A 17,639-nucleotide genomic window follows, 5' to 3' on the forward strand; every position below is an offset into this window, starting at 1 on the left:
TCTGGAGGATCAATGCACGGCAATGATCGCAAACTGGCGCGGCTTTTCCATCCCCACACCGGCAAGGCCGTGGTGGCTCCCTTGGACCATGGCGTCTCGGAAGGGATGCTCTCGGGGCTGGAGGAACTGACGAGCCTTTTGGAGATGGTGTCGCGGTTTCCGGTGCAGGGCATCATGCTCAACAAGGGGGCGCTGCGGGCCTACCTGCACGAGATTCCGGTGGACGTCTCGGCCGTGCTCCAGCTTTCCGGCGGCACGCGGCATTGCCAGCCGCCCTATGCCCGAAGCCTCATGTGTTCCACGGCCGAGGCCCTGCGCCTGGGCGCGGACATGGTGGCGGTGCAGGTCAACATCGCCAACGAATTCGAGGACCGGATGCTGGCCGACCTCGGGGCCATCGTGGACGAGGCGCACGGCTTCGGCACGCCGGTGCTGGCCCTTATCGCCCCCAAGGGCGAGCGGGTGGTCAACGAGATGGACCCGAGCCTTATCAACCATTGCATCCGGCTTGGGGCCGAGCTTGGGGCCGACGTCACCGGGGTGCCGTATTCCGGCGACGCCCGCAGCTTCGGCCGGGCGGTGGCCGCCTCGTCGTCCCGGGTGCTGGTGACGGGCGGCCCGTCGCGGGCGGATTTCAAGAGCTTCGCGGCCATGGTGGAAGCGGCCATGGGAGCCGGCGCGGCCGGGGCCTGCATCGGGCGCAACGTGTTCCAGCATCCCAACCCCACCGAGGCCATGCGGCGCATCGTGGAGATCGTGCACGGCAAGGAAGTGCTGGAGTTGGCCGAGGAGGTCCTGCGTCAGGCCGAGGAGGCGCAAGCGGCGGCAGAAGCGGCGGCCGAGGCGGCGGCTGGGGACGCGGCCGGGGAGTAGGGGGGCGATTCGCTGGGACTTGCCCGCGGCGGGTCACGGTCTTATGGTAGGGGCAAAACCATCCGCCGGAGCGCCTATGCCAGCCATGGAAAAGATCGACATCGCCTTGCCGCCCGAAATGGCCGACATGGTGCGTCGGGCCGTGGCCAGCGGCGCATACGCCTCGGCCAGCGAGGTGGTTTCCGACGCCCTTCGCGACTGGCGGGACCGGCGGGCCGGGCTGGAAGACGCCGTCCTTGCGGTGCGACACGCCTGGGAAGCGGGCCTGGCCAGCGGGCCGGGCCGTTTTGAGGGTTTCGAGGCGCTCATGTCCGAGGCCCGCAGCCGTCTGGACGCTTCCCGGAAAAACGGCTGAGCGGACGTGCCCGGGCTCTGTTTCACACGGGCGGCCGAAGACGATCTGCTCGCCATCTGGGGCTACATCGCCGACGAAGACCAGGACGCCGCCACGGCCGTGCTGCGCGACATCCACGGAAAATGCCTTTTCCTGGCGGCCCATCCCAAGGCCGGTCCGGCCCGGCCGGACATCGCCCCGCAGCTGCGTTACGGCCTAGCCGGACGCTATCTGGTTCTTTACCGGGAAACCGAGGGCGGCATCGAGGTCGTCCGGGTGCTCCACGGCGCGCGGGATCTGCGCGCGCTTTTTCCTTGATCGCCGCTCCCCCCTTGCTCTTGTCGCGTCCGCGAAAAGGGCATGGGACGTTTGTCGCTGGCAAACTGAAATCGTTCATTTTTCTTAAAAAATACAGTCGTATTTTTTCAGGGACACCTCGCTACCCCGCCTTTCCCTCGTCCGTGGCCTTGATGACCACCAGGGTCACGTCGTCTTCGAGCGGCAGGCCGGCCTTGAACTCCTTGAGATCGGCCACCAGGGCGTTGACGATGGCCGAGGCCGGGCCGGCCGCCTCGCGGCGGATCACCGCTTCCATGCGCTCCTTGCCGTACATGCCGTCGGAGGGGTTTCGGGCCTCGTGGATGCCGTCGGTGAAAAGCACCAGCACCTGCCCCGGCGTCAGCCACGGCCGGCGCATCTCCTCGTAGCTCCAGTCCGGCACGGCCCCCAGGGGAATGCCCGATCCCTGCAGCAGCCCAAAGGCGTCGGCGGCCGGATCGTAGAGCATCCCGGGATCGTGGCCGGCCCGGCACCAGACCATCTCCTTGGCGCCGCGGTCCAGGCGCAGGAAAAAGAGCGTAATAAAGCGCCCCGTCAGATGGGTGTCCTGGCACAGCAGGTCGTTGACCTCGGTCAAAAGCGCGCCCGGCCCGGGCTGGCCCACGGCCCGGCCGCGCAACAGCGCCCTCCCCGTGGCCATGAACAGGGCCGCCGACACGCCGTGCCCGGTGACGTCGCCGATGACGATGTCGGCATGGCTGGCGTCGTCCTGGGCGAATTCCAGAAAATCGAAATAATCCCCGCCGGTTTCGTCGCAGTAGAGGCTCAGCGCCGCGATATCCATGCCCTCCATGGCCGGCGGCCGCCCGGGGAGCAGATGCTGCTGCACTTCCATGGCCAGCGCCATGTCGTTTTTGAGCTTCATGCGCTCGACGAGCTGGGGGGCCATGTCGTTAAACGAGGCGGCCATCTCGGCCAGCTCGTCACGGCCGTAGGGCGTGACCCGGGCCGAGAAGTCGCCCGAGGCCAGCTTGCGGGCCGCCTCGGCCAGCTCGCGCACCGGTCTGGTGACGGTTTTGGAGGCGGCCACGGCCAGCAAGGCCACCAAGGCCACCGCGCCGGCCAGGAACAGGCCGATCTGGCCGGCCAGGCCGGAAGCCGAGGCCATGACCCGGGCCTCGGCTTGGCGGGCGCTGGCCACCACCACCTCGCGCGGGGCGGCCAGCACCACGGCCAGCCGTTTTTTGGCGACCGGGGCAAAGGCGAGCAGGGTGTCCTCGCCCCGGTAGGTCAGCCGACGCACGCCGCTACGTCCGGCGGCGAGTTCATGGGTCACTTCGGCCAGGATGGCCGTGTCCGGGGATTCGATGCGCTCCAGTTCCACCGGCGCGGTCCAGTCCCGGCTTTTCTGGGCATAGTCGCGGCAGGCCACGATGATCAGGTCCGGTTTGCCCGCCGCCCCTTGCGTCCCCAGGGAAACGACCATGGACCGTATCTTGTCGCTCCAGGCCCGGGACAGGTCGCTTTGGAGAAACAGCCGGGCCATGGGGATGTCCAGCCCGGCCACGCCAAGCACCCGGCCGCTGTCCGTGCGCAGGGCCAGAGCCATGGAAGCCACGACCTGCCGGGTCGCGGCGTCGGTCATGATGTCCCAGGTGACGCCGGGCTTGGCCGCGGCGTTTTGGTACCACGGCCGACGCCTGGGGTCGTAGTCCACGGGATAGCCGCCGTGGCCGGGATAGGCGCAGTGCAGGCCCGAGGCCAGGCCCACATAGCCGAATTGCATGAGGCTTTTGTGGTTGGCGAAAAGCGTGCGGTAAAAGGGGGTCAGGCCGGACATGGCCCGCATTTCCGGCAGGGCGGCCTGCCTGGTCAGCCCCGGGGCGAGATGGAAGACCATGTGGTCGTAACTGGCGTTGACGTCGGACCCGCCGATGGGGGTTAGGACGGCGTCGGTGACGGTCCCGGCGTCGAAATCGCTGTCCATGGGCATAAGCCGCGGCGGGGAGGTGGGGCTTTGCACGTCGAGGAGCTGCTTGGCGGCGTCGACGGTGAGCGCCAGGGAGGTTTCCAGCAGATCCAGAGTGGCGGCGCAGTGCTCGCCAAACATTTCGGCGGTCTGGACCAGCTCTCCGGCGGCGTTGGCTTCCAGGGCCTTGGCCGCGCCCCGGGCCAGCTCGCGGCCCAGTTCGCTGGTTCGGGACCAGGAATACAGCCCCAGGGCGCAAAGGGGGATGATGACCACCGCCAGCAGGAAGCACAGCAACTTGGTCCGTATGCGCATGGCCGCTCCGGGAATCGGTTTTGGAATCGCCCCCGTGCATAGGCCGGATGCGCGTCGGGGGCAAGGGGCGCGGCTGGCGGCCGGTGGCGGTCCGGCTCGTTTCCGGGGCGCGTCGGCCAAGGCCGGGCCGATCAAACGGGGCGCGGCGAACTCAGGCTTCGGCCTTGATGGCGGCCAGAGTGCTCGAATAGGCGGTAAAGACGTGGCGGCGATCCAGCAGCCCCAACACCGTGTCGGGCTTGTCCGGCGCGACTACGGGCAGTTGGCCGAGGTCGGTCTCCACAAAGAGCATGAGGGCGTCGTAGAGCGATGTGTCGGGATGGACCACGGTGGGGGAGCGCATGAGGTCGCGGGCCACGACAAGATCGCGCAGGCTCGGCTCGAACAGCACGCCGCGGGCGTCGTGGACGTCAAGCAGGCCAGTGAGGACGCCGCGCTCGTTTTGCACTGGAAAAACGAAGTTCCGGGTGGCGGCGATGACGTCGGTGATGGCCCGAAGCGTCACGCATTCCTCCAAAACGACGGTTCGGCCCGGGGTGAAGACCGAGGACACGGGCAGGGTTTCGAGGATGTTGGTGGTGGCGTCGGCGGCGTGGGCCGGGGAGGCGAATTTGTTGTCCACCTGATTTTCGTAGAGATGGATGTCGTCGCACAGGACCAAGGCCACGGCCGAGCAGAGCATAAGCGGGGCGAGCAAGCCATAGCCCAGGGAGATCTCGCAGACCATGATCAGCGGGCCGATGGGGGCGTGGGCCACGCCGGCGAAAAAGGTGGCCATGCCGACCAGGACGTAGCCGCCGGGCTGGGTCACGATGTCGGGCCGCCACATGTGCCCGGCCTGGCCGACCACGCCGCCGACGGTTCCGCCCAGAAACAGCGCCGGCGCGAACATGCCGCCGCTTAAGCCCGAGCCGATGGTCAGGGCCGTGGCGAGGAACTTGCCGCCAAAAAGCCCGAGCAAAAAGAGCATGTCGAGCTTGCCGCCGGCGGCCAGCTCCAGCCAGCCGTAGCCGCCGCCGCACAGTTCCGGGAACCGCCAGCCCAAAAGCCCCATGCCCATGCCCCCGGCCATCATGGCGATAGTCGGGCCGAAGCGCTTGGCGATGGGGCCGAAGACCTTGAACTTGACGGCGAAAAAGACCCGGATAAAAAGCCTGGCCGCCAGGGACGCGGCCACGGCCAGGGCCAGGTAGAAGGGCAGCTCGAAAGCGTTGGTGAAATTGTAGTTCGGGGTGGCGAGAATGGCCCGGCCGCCGAAGACGAAGGCAAAAAGGGTGTAGGCCACCACGGACGAGACCACGGCCGGCAGCAGGGCCTCGGCCTCGAAATCCTCGCAGTAGAGCACTTCCACGGCGGTGATGGCCCCGCCCAGCGGCGCGCGGAAGATGGCCCCCAGGCCCCCGGCCGCGCCGGCCAGGAGCAGGATGCGGCGTTGGCGGGCGGTCAGGCCGAGCTTTTGGGCCAAAAGCGAGCCGAAGCCGGCTCCGAGCTGGGAGATGGGGCCTTCCTGGCCGGCCGCGCCGCCGGCGGCGATGGTCAGGATGGCGGTGCCGCTTTTGAGCGCCGGCACGGCCGGCCGGATAACGCCGCCCTGGGTATGGAAGGCCTTGATCATGGCGTCGGTGCCGTCGGTGACGCCTTCCAGGGACTTGGGGATAAAGCGGGTGACAAGCAGTCCCGTCACCAGGCCCACGGCCGTGGTGAAGACCGGGATGAGCCAGGGCCGGTAGGGGCCGGGTAGGCCGCTGAGGAGTTTCTCGCCCGAGGGATGGGGCAGGGTGAGCCCGGCCAGATGCACCTGGAGCAGATGGGACAGGCCTTCGAGGCCGGCGTGGAAGGCGATGGCCAGGGTTCCGGAACCCAGGCCGGCGACCACGCCCAGGACCAGCCAGCGCATGAGCGCGATGTGGGTGTAGCGCCGGGCTAAAAGTCGCCACAGGGCGCGGGGGCGGCGGAAAAAGGTCGGGCGGCTGGAGGCTGGGGCCTGGGGCGCGTCCATGGCGGTCAGGGCCGGGCGTCGGGCGCGGCCAGGATCATGCGGGCCAGGCCGATGTCCTCGCGGATGCGCGTGATGAGCTCCTCGGGGCCGGAAAATTTCTTTTCGGAGCGGATGCGCTGGACGAAATGCACCCGGATGGGCTGGTCGTAGATCTTGCCCTTGAAATCGAGGATATGGGCTTCCACGGACAGGTCGAAGTCGCCGAAGGTGGGGTTCTTGCCGATGTTGGCCACACCTGGGCGGAGGATGCCGTCCACCTCGACCCAGACGGCGTAGACGCCCGACAGCGGCACGAGTTCGTCGCGCACGCCCACGTTGGCCGTGGGAAAGCCCAGCTTGCGGCCGCGCTTCTGGCCGTGGACGACCAGTCCCCGTACCTGATGGAAGCGGCCCAGCAGCGGCCGGGCGTCCCAGACGTTGCCGGCCTGGACCATGTCGCGGATGCGGGTGGAGGAGACCACGGCGCCGTTTATGATGACCGGGTCCAGGCGTTCGACGCCGAAGCCGTATTTCTGGCCCATGGTCGAGAGCATCTCGAAGTTGCCGCGTCGGCCCTTGCCGAAGGCGTAGTCGTAGCCGATGACGAGGTGTTTGAGGCACAGGCCGCCGACCAGCACTTGGCCGACGAAATCTTCCGGTTCGCGGGCGGCCAGTTCGCGGGTGAAGGGCAGCACGACGCAGACCTGGACGCCGCTTTGCCCGATGCATTCGAGCTTGTGCTCCAGCAGGGTGATGGCCGGCGGGGCGGCGTTGCCCATGAGCACCCGGCGCGGGTGGGGGTCGAAGGTGAGCGCGACGCTGACGAGGCCGGCGGCGACGGCCCGTTCGCGGGTGCGCTGCAACAGCTTGGCGTGGCCCATGTGCACGCCGTCGAAATTGCCTATGGTGAGGCAAACGCCGTGCAGGGCTTCGTGGATGTCCTCGACGCGGTTGACGACAATCATGGCAGGTGGTCCGGCGGGCGCGAAGTGGCGAAGCGTGGCCCGTATGGAGCAAGTTGCTACCGTAAAAGGCGTCGGCCTTCAACCGGACAGGGCAGTGGAAGGCCGGCGGACGGCTTTTTGAAAAAAAATTTCGCGGGCCGCATTTTTTGCTTGCCAAGACGGGCCGAGGTCCGTAAAAGCTTTCTTCTGCACCGCGCCGAAGTGGTGGAATTGGTAGACACGCTAGGTTCAGGGTCTAGTTCCCGCAAGGGAGTGGGAGTTCGAGTCTCCCCTTCGGCACCATAAGAAAAACAACGGGTTATCGCACCGGAAAGACCGGACGATAACCCGCTTTGTTTTGTGCTTTAGGCGTGTTGTGTCACCATTGCGTCACCGCTGCTCTGTCAAATCCGGCGGCTGTTGCCGGTTGATGCGCAGTAGTGTGCAGGCCGCGGCCAGGGGGCGTCCGTCCTTCGGGGCAAAGGTCGCCTGCGGGTCGTTCGGTTGCTGATTCCACTTCTCAAAACGCAATTCCAGCAGATTCTCCCCGGCCTGTCCCCTGGCCGTGATGGTCTGTTCCGTGAATTCGCCAAGCCAGGGCTGGACCGGCAGATCCTTAACCGACGCAATGGGCGCGCCGTTGAGGAAATAATTGATGCCCTGTCCCGGGATAGGATTGTTGCAGGCCGCCTCGATGGTGATGGTTTCAGGGGCCGAAAGGGCAAACTGGAAGCGGGTGGTCGGACCAGAGGCCCACCGGTAGGCCGTCGTCCCTTCGTGTTCAATTGCCCCCAGCGTTGTATCGATGACTAGGCTGCTCGAAATGAATCGCTCCGTGGCGATGTTATTGGCGTACAGGGTTAGGTCGGTCCACTGCAGGCTGTCCATTGAGGGGCCGGTCATGCCGGCTGGCGGCCTGGGATTGTCCAGTTGCAGGCGAAGCCGCAGGCGGCTGTAGGGAGCTTTCCTGACAAGAAGGAAACTTTTGCGGGTGGACCCATCCGGTCCGGCACTCACAAAAAAAGGGGTCAGGGGCTCATCGTCAAAGGAGTAGGTGGCGGTTAGGCGGCCGCCAACGGCTGTGTTGCGGTACGACAGGCTGCCGGCCAGCAGGGACGGCGCCATTTGGGCATCGGGGCAGGCAAACTCGTATTCCACGATGCCCGGCCGGGCGGGATCAAGTACTCGGACCCCTTTTTCAAAGTACTGGTACAGGGTCACATTGTGCAGTCGGCTGGCATGGCTGAATAGATCCCTGGGGGCGCTTGTCAGGGTGCGGGTGGTCGGTAGATCGGCCAGGGTCGGCAGCGAGCTGTGCGGATAGTGGAAGCTATAGCGGGTCAAGGGCTGCAACGGGGTGATCGGGATGGTGGCAACCGAGGTGGGTGGCCCAAAAAGTTGGAGAAATTCCTGTTCGGTGGCCCCGAAATGGGCAAAGTCGCCGAAACTGACAAAGGTCACGTCAACAGGCGCGTTGGCGGCCAGATCGGGAGAATGCGTAAATGGATCGGGGACGGCGTATTGCTTGGTGTACCAGCCGATGCAGTCCGCCAGGGAGCCGTCGGAAAAGACCGTGACGGCCTTGGGATCAATGTAGCGTCCGGCGGCCTGGGCCAAAGGCTGATAACTTGCAGTATAATGGTATTGCTTTGAAAAGATCACGCTGTTGGCCGTGAAAAAATACACGGTCCCAGCCAGGGCGATCACGATGGCGACCACAGGGCCCACGAGTGGGCTTTTGGTCGCCTTTTCCAGGAGGGCACAGATACCCGTAGCCGCGAAAAGCAGCAGGACGGGGCTTAGAAACAAAACGTGCCAAGGATTGAAGTAGGAAGCGTAGCGTTTGAGGGTCAGGACAACGATAGGCGTAGCAATATAGATGAGGCAGGCGAGGGTGAGGCGTCTGTCGATCCGGTATGAACGGAGAATGCCGACAACGATGCAAACGATGAGGAGGCTGTTTAGGGTAACGCTGGAATTAAAGGACAGATCTTTGGGGATCATCGTGGCCGAGGCGAGGCCGTTGGCGATGTTTTTCAGGCATTCCAGAAAAGTGGCAGCCATCGTGGCCTGGGCCGGTGCGGCAAAGCCTGCGACATGGGCCAGGAAGAAGGGGGCCAGCAAGCCTGCGACCAGGGCGCAAAAGGCTGTCGCCGTGATCCATTCAAGCCGGGCCGTCCGTCTGTCGTAGGCCAGCCGCCAGAACAGAAAGACGCACAGCTGGGCAAAAAGGATGATCAACCCGGAAAAATGGAACAACACAAAGGCCAGGTTGCAGGCCAGCAGGGCGAGACCGTCGCGGTGCCCCCCCCCTTTGAGGTAGCGCAGAAAAAAGCCAAAGGCCATGCAGGAAAAGAGCACGATCAAGGCATAGGGGCGCACGCTGCGGGAGACGAACAGGTTCATGGCGCTAACGGCCAGCAAAGAGGCGGCCACCAGACTTGGTCCCTGGCCAAACAAGGGCGCGAAGGACCGGCCGACATAAGCTACGAGACCCACACCGCACAGGGCCGGGATCAGGCGAAGAGCCAGCTCGCTTGTGCCCAGGCCGAGGAAGAGGGTTCCCAGCAGCGTGAAATAGGGCGGATGGAAGTCGCAGCGCAAAGCGCGTTCGATGACGTAGGCAACTCCATATTGGGCGTTGAGCGGGACAAGGACTTCGTCCCACCACAGTGGGCAGCTGTCCAGGTGGTAAAAGCGCAGGACCAGGGCCGCCAGCACAGCGACTCCCAGGGCCAGGGCCGCGAGGTTGACGGAAAAGCGATTGGATGTGGGCATGTCGTGTTGCGTGGCACTGGGCCGGGTTTGGGGTAGACGCAGGCAATGGGAGAGAAGGCCAAGGTGATGGCGACTAGTTTCAGGCCCGGACGGCGGAATTCATCCTGATCATGGTACGCCTCGTGGAGTTGTGGATGCGGGAGCAAGGACAGCCCCGGCGTGGTGGAGACGCAAAGGCTCATGCGACGGCCTGGTGGGTTTGACAGAAATCTCAACTTCTCGGGGGTCTTATTTTAAGGGAGCCTTACATCTGAACCTCGCTGAGGGTAGGGAAGTTTTTTATAGTCATATTGGTGAAACGCAACGAGAGGATTGTCTCGAATTAGGGTAGAAGTGAGACAAAGAAAGGGAAATCGCGAATGCGTGAGACACAACGGGTTGAGACAGCGTGTTTTCCAAAAGTTCGCTAGCGAGGCGAATGTCAAGTTTGGTTAGCTTGCGGCTAGGGTGACTTCGACTCCTCGCATAATCGCACGCTTGGATGAGCTGCATTTTGTTTCGTTGTCTTGAAGGCTGGAGCGGGCCAGCCCTGCGGGGATAGACCAGGGCCAGTGTCCATTCAAAACAAAAAAACCTGCCCAGGCAGGGGCTTGATCGTCGCTTGGCGCGAACAGGCCGCCAGGCGGCCGTTGTGTCAGTTGGCGCTTGTCGCCGCCGGCTGGCTCAGGCCGGCCACGGTCTCGGGCCGGGTGAGCTGGTCGTTGGGCTGGGTCACGTACTTCTCGATAAGCGCCTGCCACAGCTTGTAGCCGTCGGGGCGCAGGTGCACGCCGTCAGTGGTCAGGGATTCCCGCAACGCGCCGCCCTCCGCGAAATGGCTGTAAAGATCGATGTAGACGCAGTTTTGCATCTCGCCGCAAAGCGTCTTGAGGCCGGCGTTTAATTCCATGATCTTGTCGTTGGAAAGGTCCTGGCGGTTCACCACCGGCAGCACGCTTTGCACGAAAATCATGGTCTTGGGCGAACCCTTGTTGATGCGAAGCAAAATCTCGCGGTAACGGGCCAGGATGGCGGCATTGGGGCTATACAGCTCGTTTATGCCTTCCAAAATGAAGACCTTTTCCGGCTTCTGAGCTACTACCGGCCCCAAGGTCTTTAAAATCTTGGCCGTGGTGTTGCTCACCGCACCCTTGTTGACCACATCCTTAAACATGCCCATGTGCTTCCAGCCGGCCGTCTGGCTGCCGCCCAAAAAGACGGTCTTGGCCAGCGCCCCGGTGGCGCACAACACGAGCGCCGCCGAAATGACGGTCGCGCGAAACCAAAACGACACCATTGCTCCCCTCTTTATGCGCATACATCCATCCCCTGGGCAAAATCCAACACGGGGCAGCTGGTAGCACGGCCCGAGCCGATTGAAAAGTCCCCCGGCCGGGCAGCTCCCCGTTTTTCATGGCCTTCTCCGGGAACAAAGCTTCCGTGGTATTGATTTTCATTTTCAAATAAGACAGAGTGGCTCAACGCCGTGAGCCCACGGCAAACGAATCCGCGTCCGTGTGCGCCTTATCCGGGGCGTTGCGGGCCTGGGCAATGAAGCAGTACGCCCAATGACGTCTCCCGCCACCCCCCGCCGCCTGTTGGAAGAGGCTTTGGCCCAGCGTTCGCGCTGCCATTTGTCGCTGCCCGAAAACGTGGTCGGGCTGAAAAACCTCGATTGCGCCATCCTGGAAGCCACCAACCGCGGCATCCTGCTGGAGAGCATCGGCAAGGCCGCCGCCGGTTCGCACTGGGTCGGCCTCGACGTGAAAGGCTATTTCCGGGTGGTCATCAAGCGCCAGACGCTGGAGGAGACGTTTTACACCTTCGACAGCCGTATCAAGGCGGCAGCGGCCAGTCCTGCCGGATTGGCCCGGCTGCGGCTGGCCGAACCCGAGCGCCTGGTTTTCGGCCAGCGCCGCAAGAGCCTGCGCCTGGAGCCTGATGTGGACAGGCTGCGCGAGGCCTTTTTCTGGCGCTACGACAAGGCGGCGGGGTTTTCTTTGGATTATCCGGCCCTGCGGTCAGCGGATTTTCGAAATGGCCAGGCGAGGCTGATCAACCTCTCGGCCGGCGGCCTAGGGTTGGCCGTGAGCCCTGCCCTGGCCGGACCGCGCGGCATCGAGGCCGTCAAGGGCGACCGGCTGGTGGTGCGTTTGGAGCTGGATGAACCCCGGGCGGACGTTGCCGGCGATTTTTGGATGGTGGCCAAGGTCTGCCACGTCGCGGCCTCGGGCTGCGGCGGCGATCGCCAGTTCGGCTTGCAATTTCTGGCCAACGGCAGCCTTGACGCCAAGGTCGGCAAGATCCGTTGGCAGCCTGTGGAAGGCCACGTCATTCCGGAGCTGGCCGACATTCTCTATTACTGGCATCTCGACCGCCACCGCGAAAAGCTCGGCTGATCACAGCCCCGGTGTCTCGGCCCGTCGGCGCAGATCGGCCAGGGACAGGCCGCTTGCAGCCAGCACCCACATGCCGGCCAGGGTCACCGGGATATATTGCAGCATGTGCAGGGTGAGCCCCAGGGCAAAGGCCTGATCCCGGTCCACGCCGAACCAGCCCAGGGCCAGCACGGCCGAGGCTTCATAGACCCCCATGCCGCCCGGAGCGGCCGGCAGGGCAAAGCCCAGGGTGACGACGGCGAACACCGTGAGGATCATGGTCGGATCGGCCGGCCGGCCGCCGATGCTGGTCAGCCCTACGGCGAAGGTCAGGATGAAGCCGGTCCAGCAAAGCGCCGTCCAGGCCGCCAGACGCAGCAGGAAGCCGGCCCGCAACCGGCCTTCAAACAGGGTCAGCATCTCTCCGGCGAACAGCTTGAGCCGTTCGCCAGGGACCAGGCGCAGGCAGGCATGGGCCGCCGCCGGACGCAGCCGCAGCAGGGCCAGAAAAGCCCAGCCGCCGCCGACGATGGCCAGCAACGGGTAGAGCAGCACGCCCTGGCCGAGCATCGCGGCCACGGCGACGCCCAGGGCGAGCAGGGCCGACAGGTCAAAAAACCGCTCCCAAAAGACCGCTTCCAGGGACTGCCCCAGGGACAGCCCGGCCTCGCGGCACAGGTAAGCCGCCTTGGCCATTTCGCCCAGGCGCGCCGGCAGCACGTTGTTGACGCCAAGCCCCAGCAGGCAGGCCCGTACGCCGGCGACGGAGCTGATCCGGTCGCCAACCAGAAAACGCAGACGCAGCCCCGGGGCCAGCGCACTGGCCAGAACCGTCACGGCGTAGAGCAGCATGGCCCAGACGGGAAAACCGGCCAGCGCCTGCCCAAGCCGGTGAAAATCGATACCCCACAGGGCATAGGTCAGACAGGCGGCGGCCAGGCCGAAGCGTGCGGCCAGGGAAAGGCATTTGCGCATGGTGGGGAAACCTCGTGAAAAAGGCCATGGAAAGGGCTTCCATGGCCTTTTTCACGGCAACGGGCAAGGTGGTTATTTTTTGGGCAGGGAGGCGTAATAGGCGGCCAGATCGGCGATGTTCTCGTCGGATTGCTTTTTCATGATGGCGACCATGGCCTTATTTTCGCCCTGGCCCTCTTTGAAGGCCTGCATTTTGGCGGTCAGCGCGGCCACGTCCAGGCCGTCAAGATCGCCCTTGCTTTTGTGGCAGGCGCAGCCCTTGGCCAGCTCGGCGCCCTTGGCCGCGTCGCCGGCGGCGTAAGCCAGGGCGCAAAGCCCCAGCACCAAAGCGCAAATCAATATGCCGATGCGTTTCATGCGATCCTCCTTGGATGTGCTCCCGGCGATGCCCCACGACGGGGAATCGCTTTCACCATATCCCGACTTTTTAAAAAGGCAATGCTTTCACTGCGTTTGCCTTGCATTTCGGAAATTTTTGTTGCATTTCCACCAGCCCAGGGTAGGCTTGCACGTCGTGGACATCTCCAGGCAAAGGACGTTTCCCATGGTTTCGCGCACCGTTTTGGCCTTGCTGCCCTTGCTGCTTTTGGTGGCTTGCGCGCCGTCCCCGTCCCGGGACGGCGTCAAGGAAGCCATCAAGGAACACCCGGAAATCGTGCTCGACGCCCTGGGCGAGCGCAAAGCCGAACTGTTCGCCCTCGTCGTCGAGGGCCAGCAGGACTACCAGACCGGCCAGCGCCAGGCCCGGCAGGACGCCGAACTCCAAAAGCCGCTGTCTCCGGCCATCGATCCGGCCCGGGCCATGCGCGGCCCGGCCGACGCCGCCACCACCGTGGTGGTCTATTCCGACTTCCTGTGCCCCTACTGCGCCAAGGGAGCTACGACGCTGAAGGAATTCGCCTCCCGCCATCCCGATTCCGTGCGCGTGCTTTTTAAGCACTACGCCACCGACGAACTGGCCAAGCAGGTCGCCCTGGTCTACGAGGCCCTGGCCGCCCAGAATCCCCAGCTCGCCTTCGCCTTCCACGACGCCGTCTTTGCCGCCCAGGCCGAGGTGGAGCAGGGCGGCGAACCCGTGGTCTACGCCCTGGCCATCAAGCTCGGGGCCAACGTGAACCAGCTCAAGCGCGACCTCAAACGCCCCGAACTGGCCAAGCGCATCGAGGACGACACGGCCGAGGCCCGGGTCTTCGGTTTCGACGCCACGCCCACCTTCGTCATAAACGGCGTGTCCGTGCGCGGCGCGGCTCCGCTGTCCGAGTTCGAGGACGTGCTGCGCCGGGTGGCCCGCAGCGGCGGCCAGGAAGCCCCGTGCGCCGCCTGCGACAAGAAAAAGCCCTGATGCCCACGCCCGGTCCGCACCCCCAAGCGAGGCGCCCCATGCGCGTTTGTTCCCGCGTTTTCGCCGTGCTGCTGGGCAGCCTGCTGTTTGTGGCCTGCTTGGCCGCCGCGCCCGTTTCCGCCCTGGCCGAGGAGCATACGCCGCCATCGACCGCCGTCACCCTGGACGAGGCCGTGCTGGTGGCCATGCTCGACGACCTCATCAAGTACTACGAGGACGCCCGGCCGGCCGAAAGCCAGATCGTGGCCCTGCTGCCGGTCCACGAAAAGAGCAAGGATAGCCCGGAATACAAAAAGCTGCGTTTTCTCTTCGACACCTACCAGAAAGCCACCACCAGCCTCAACAATCTGGTGGACATGCTCTACATCTATCTCAAGCTCGGCAATTCCAAGGAAAGCGACATCAACGCCTATGTCGTCAACCGCACGAAAAATATCGTCACGTTCCTCAACAATATGGTCTATCTCCTGACCACCCGCAATCAGGAATACGACGTTCCCGCCTCTTCCGACGTGCAAAAGCTCTACGAGACCTATCTTGTGCGGCTGACCACCCTGCTCTACGAACTCAACAAAGCCATGCCCCAGTTCGCCCGCTAAGGCGGGTACAGAAAAGATGCCTCCGGCGGCTGGGGGCCTGAGGCCCCCAGACCCCCCATATGGAGAAAATGTGGAAGGGGTTTTCGGGGGGTATTTTATTTTCCAGTGACCTGGGTAGCCAAAGAGACCAGCATAGCATTCGTGGGAAGTCGCGTTGCTCCGACGTCCGAGAGCCGACCGCCTAGACCCCTTTATGGTTGAGGCGGCTGTTGCGACTTGGCGCTGGAATCATCCTATGGCGCGGCCGGCTGGTGCCCTTTGGCGGCGAAGCCGGCCAGGGCGGCGTCCAGGGCCTCGTCCAGGGCCTGGCGGCAGGCGGCGAAACGGGCCGTTTCCCCTGCCCGGGCGGCGTGTTCGAGCTCCCTGGCCCGGGCGACCGCCGTGGTCGCTCCCACCACCCCGGCATTGCCCTTGAGGGAATGGGCCAAAAGCGCCGTCCCGGCGGCGTCCGACGCGTCCAGGGCCGCCGCCAGCCGCGCCTGGTCGCCGGGCGTGTCGCGCAGGAATACCGCAATCAGCCGGTCGTAAAGCGCCTCGTCGCCGCCGAGATTGGCCAGGGCTTCGTCGCGGCCGGCGTCGAAGGCCGGCTCGGCCGCGTTGTTGGTCTGGGCGTCGGCCTGGGCCGACGCAGCCTTGCTTCGGGAAGAGGCGGCCGCCGACCCGGCCTTGGTCCGGGAGCGCCCGGAACGGGGCTTGGCGGCCGGCGTGTCGTCGCGCCGTTCGGCCACATCGGCCGTCGTCGCCGCCGGTCCGGCTTCGACCAGGGGCGACCTGTCCGGGGCCAGGGACTGGCTGGCGGCCAGGGCGTCGAGGAGCTGGTCGAAATTGACGGGCTTGGCCAGATAACCGCTCGCGCCGCTGCCAAGGATGCGCTCGCGGTCGCGCACGGCCCCGTAGGCGGTGAGCGCCAGGATGGGGATGTCCCGGGGGATTCCGACAAGCTCCCCGGACCGGATGCGCCGGGTGGCGGTCAAGCCGTCCATCACCGGCATCTGGATGTCCATAAGCACCACGTCGAAGCGGCGAAGGGCCAGGGCGGCCAGGGCTTCCTCGCCGTTGACCACCCGGATGACATTGTGCCCCTTGGGAACCAGGAAGGCCTGGATCATCTCGGCGGCCAGATCGGCGTCCTCGGCCAGCAGGATGTCCAGGGGCGGCAGCGCGAGTCTGGCGGGGCCGGCCGGTTCGGCCGGCCCCGGGGCCAGGGGGAAGCGGGCGGTCAAAACGAATTCGCTGCCCTCGCCCACGGCCGAGGCCAGACGCAGCCGGCCGCCCATGAGCGCGGCCAGCCGGCGGCAGATGGCCAGCCCCAGCCCCGTGCCGCCGTAACGCCGGCCGATGGTCTCGTCGGCCTGGCTGAAGCTCTCGAAAATGGTTTTCTGCTTGTCCTCGGGGATGCCGATGCCGGTGTCGCGCACGGCAAAGCGCAGGTTCACCCGGCCATCCGGGGCGCGCCGTCCAGGCCGGGCCAGGGTCAGGCGCAGGCTGACGCCGCCGACGGAAGTGAATTTGAGCGCGTTGCCGACGAGATTGCCCAGCACCTGGGCCAGCCGGCCGGCGTCGCCGATGACGTGCTCGGGCACGTCGGCGGCGGTTGCGCCGGTAAGCGCAAGCCCCTGGCGCTGGGCCACGTGGCGGTGGGCGGCCAGGGTCGCTTCCAGCACCTGCCGGGGGGAAAAGGGCGCGGCGTCGAGTTCCAGCCGGCCCGACTCCACCCGGGACAGGTCGAGGAGGTCGCCCAGGATACCGCGCAGGGACGTTCCGGCCTCGCGGATCATTTCCAGGCAGCGGGTCAGATCGGCCTGGCCGCCGCTGTCCGGGCGCAAGGCCAGGTCGGCCATGCCCAGGATGACGTTTAAGGGCGTGCGGATTTCGTGGCTGACGTTGGCCAGGAACACGGACTTGGCCCGCAGGGCCCGGGCCAGCTTGGTGCGGGCGGTCTTGAGCTTTTGGGCGGTGCGCTCGTGGCGGGCCGCTTCTGCGGCCAGACGGTCGTTGGATTCGCGCAGGCTGGCCGTGCGGGCGGCAATGACTTCCTCCTGGCTGTGGACATGCTCGGCCAGGGCCTGCTCGGCCGCCTTGAGCTCGGAAATGTCGGCCAGAAAGCTCACCGTGGCCGGCCGGCCTTCCCATTCCATCCAGGCCGAGGCGGCGTTGACGTGGCGCAGGCCGCCGTCGGCCGTGACGATGCGAAAGGCGTGGCCCTGGGGCGCTTGCCCGCCGGCCAGACGGCGCAGGTGGATGCCAAGGACCGTGCGGCGGTCGTCGGGGTGCAGGAAATCCACAAAGGGCTTGGAGCGCAAGGTGGCGGCGTCGTAGCCGGTCAGGCGCTCCATGAACGGGTTGACGTAGACCAGCCGGCCGCCAGCGGCCACGGCCACGCCTTCGGTGGCCCCGTCGATGATGTCGGCGAACTGGCGCTGCCGCGTCTGCCCGGCGACGGCGGCGGCGGCCAGATCGGCCACGTCAAGCCCGCGCAGGACAAGGCTCCCGTCCGGGGCGGCCTCGGTCCACAGCCGCCAGACGCCGCCGGCTCCGGTCCAGTCCAGGCTGGTTCCCGGAGCAGGGCAGGGCAGGGGCGGCGGCGCGCCCAGGCAGTCGCCCAAGAGACTGAGAGCCGCCGGATCGGCGGCTTTGACGCGCCCGGCCGGGTCGAGACGAAGCGCAAAAGCCGGCCCGGGGAGGGCCGGGCCGGGCTGGGGCTGGTTCATGCAGTCCTCCCGGTTTGGCCAATGTCCGGCCCGACGGGCATCTTGTCAAGGCGTGGGACAGCGGACGGGGCGGGCGGGAGCCTGCCCCGACTGGCGAGGACCGGCAGTCGAGGGCCGCGTCCCCGAAAAGCGCCGATGGCGTTTCGTGGACCACGGACGTGGGTTTTGCTTTAAAATTCGGGCGG

Annotated in this window: 14 protein-coding genes and 1 tRNA gene; 7 read left to right on the top strand and 8 right to left on the bottom strand. The window is 65.7% G+C overall.

Going from position 1 to position 17,639, the window contains the following annotated elements; translation table 11 throughout:
• Positions 1 to 12 precede the first annotated feature (12 nt).
• From DMR_RS02890 to DMR_RS02900, 3 genes are all read left to right on the top strand, one after another.
• Positions 13 to 873 (top strand): class I fructose-bisphosphate aldolase, encoded by an 861-nt coding sequence (locus tag DMR_RS02890; protein ID WP_012750186.1) that lies wholly within the window; start codon positions 13 to 15, stop codon positions 871 to 873.
• 76 nt (positions 874 to 949) lie between these two features.
• Entirely contained in the window at positions 950 to 1,228 is a 279-nt protein-coding gene (locus tag DMR_RS02895; RefSeq protein ID WP_012750187.1) for a ribbon-helix-helix domain-containing protein, read from the top strand.
• A 6-nt stretch (positions 1,229 to 1,234) separates the two neighbouring features.
• The gene (locus DMR_RS02900) at positions 1,235 to 1,525 is read left to right on the top strand and encodes a type II toxin-antitoxin system RelE/ParE family toxin (RefSeq protein ID WP_012750188.1); all 291 of its coding nucleotides are present in this window, start codon (positions 1,235 to 1,237) and stop codon (positions 1,523 to 1,525) included.
• A 121-nt stretch (positions 1,526 to 1,646) separates the two neighbouring features.
• On the opposite strand, the gene DMR_RS02905 is transcribed toward DMR_RS02900, so the two are convergent.
• The 3 genes from DMR_RS02905 to DMR_RS02915 all read right to left on the bottom strand — a co-directional run bounded on the left by DMR_RS02905 (position 1,647) and on the right by DMR_RS02915 (position 6,713).
• Positions 1,647 to 3,770, bottom strand: a complete 2,124-nt coding sequence (locus DMR_RS02905; RefSeq protein WP_012750189.1) for a SpoIIE family protein phosphatase — start codon at positions 3,768 to 3,770, stop codon at positions 1,647 to 1,649.
• A 151-nt stretch (positions 3,771 to 3,921) separates the two neighbouring features.
• On the bottom strand, positions 3,922 to 5,769 hold the full coding sequence (locus DMR_RS02910; RefSeq protein WP_012750190.1) for a chloride channel protein: 1,848 nt from the start codon (positions 5,767 to 5,769) through the stop codon (positions 3,922 to 3,924).
• A gap of 5 nt (positions 5,770 to 5,774) precedes the next feature.
• Positions 5,775 to 6,713 carry a bifunctional riboflavin kinase/FAD synthetase gene (locus DMR_RS02915; protein WP_012750191.1) on the bottom strand — a complete coding sequence of 313 codons (939 nt, stop codon included), beginning with the start codon at positions 6,711 to 6,713 and terminating at the stop codon, positions 5,775 to 5,777.
• A 195-nt stretch (positions 6,714 to 6,908) separates the two neighbouring features.
• Between DMR_RS02915 and DMR_RS02920 the strand changes: the two genes are divergently transcribed.
• Positions 6,909 to 6,995 (top strand) — tRNA-Leu (locus DMR_RS02920).
• Between the two features lie 87 nt (positions 6,996 to 7,082).
• Here DMR_RS02920 and DMR_RS02925 read toward each other — a convergent pair.
• Together DMR_RS02925 and DMR_RS02930 are read right to left on the bottom strand one after the other, a co-directional pair.
• Positions 7,083 to 9,413, bottom strand: coding sequence for a glycosyltransferase family 39 protein (locus DMR_RS02925; RefSeq protein WP_158304236.1), 2,331 nt, complete (start codon positions 9,411 to 9,413; stop codon positions 7,083 to 7,085).
• A gap of 691 nt (positions 9,414 to 10,104) precedes the next feature.
• Positions 10,105 to 10,767, bottom strand: coding sequence for a GDSL-type esterase/lipase family protein (locus DMR_RS02930; protein WP_012750193.1), 663 nt, complete (start codon positions 10,765 to 10,767; stop codon positions 10,105 to 10,107).
• Between the two features lie 250 nt (positions 10,768 to 11,017).
• Between DMR_RS02930 and DMR_RS02935 the strand changes: the two genes are divergently transcribed.
• Positions 11,018 to 11,848 (top strand): PilZ domain-containing protein, encoded by an 831-nt coding sequence (locus tag DMR_RS02935; protein ID WP_043599931.1) that lies wholly within the window; start codon positions 11,018 to 11,020, stop codon positions 11,846 to 11,848.
• On the opposite strand, the gene DMR_RS02940 is transcribed toward DMR_RS02935, so the two are convergent.
• Positions 11,849 to 12,802: a lysylphosphatidylglycerol synthase transmembrane domain-containing protein gene (locus DMR_RS02940; RefSeq protein WP_012750195.1), complete on the bottom strand. Its 954-nt coding sequence runs from the start codon at positions 12,800 to 12,802 to the stop codon at positions 11,849 to 11,851. It abuts the gene before it with no gap.
• Positions 12,803 to 12,874: 72 nt separating this feature from the next.
• Complete coding sequence (locus tag DMR_RS02945) at positions 12,875 to 13,159, bottom strand: c-type cytochrome (RefSeq protein ID WP_012750196.1); 285 nt, start codon at positions 13,157 to 13,159, stop codon at positions 12,875 to 12,877.
• 187 nt (positions 13,160 to 13,346) lie between these two features.
• Here DMR_RS02945 and DMR_RS02950 point away from each other — a divergent pair, with 187 nt between their 5' ends.
• Positions 13,347 to 14,144 (top strand): DsbA family protein, encoded by a 798-nt coding sequence (locus DMR_RS02950; RefSeq protein WP_012750197.1) that lies wholly within the window; start codon positions 13,347 to 13,349, stop codon positions 14,142 to 14,144.
• A 38-nt stretch (positions 14,145 to 14,182) separates the two neighbouring features.
• Complete coding sequence (locus tag DMR_RS02955) at positions 14,183 to 14,743, top strand: hypothetical protein (RefSeq protein ID WP_043599934.1); 561 nt, start codon at positions 14,183 to 14,185, stop codon at positions 14,741 to 14,743.
• Between the two features lie 233 nt (positions 14,744 to 14,976).
• Here the strand turns inward: DMR_RS02955 and DMR_RS02960 are convergent, their stop codons facing one another.
• Positions 14,977 to 17,454, bottom strand: coding sequence for an ATP-binding protein (locus DMR_RS02960; RefSeq protein ID WP_012750199.1), 2,478 nt, complete (start codon positions 17,452 to 17,454; stop codon positions 14,977 to 14,979).
• Between the last annotated feature and the right edge of the window lie 185 nt (positions 17,455 to 17,639).

It is taken from the genome of Solidesulfovibrio magneticus RS-1, from assembly GCF_000010665.1.
GTDB lineage: Bacteria > Desulfobacterota > Desulfovibrionia > Desulfovibrionales > Desulfovibrionaceae > Solidesulfovibrio > Solidesulfovibrio magneticus.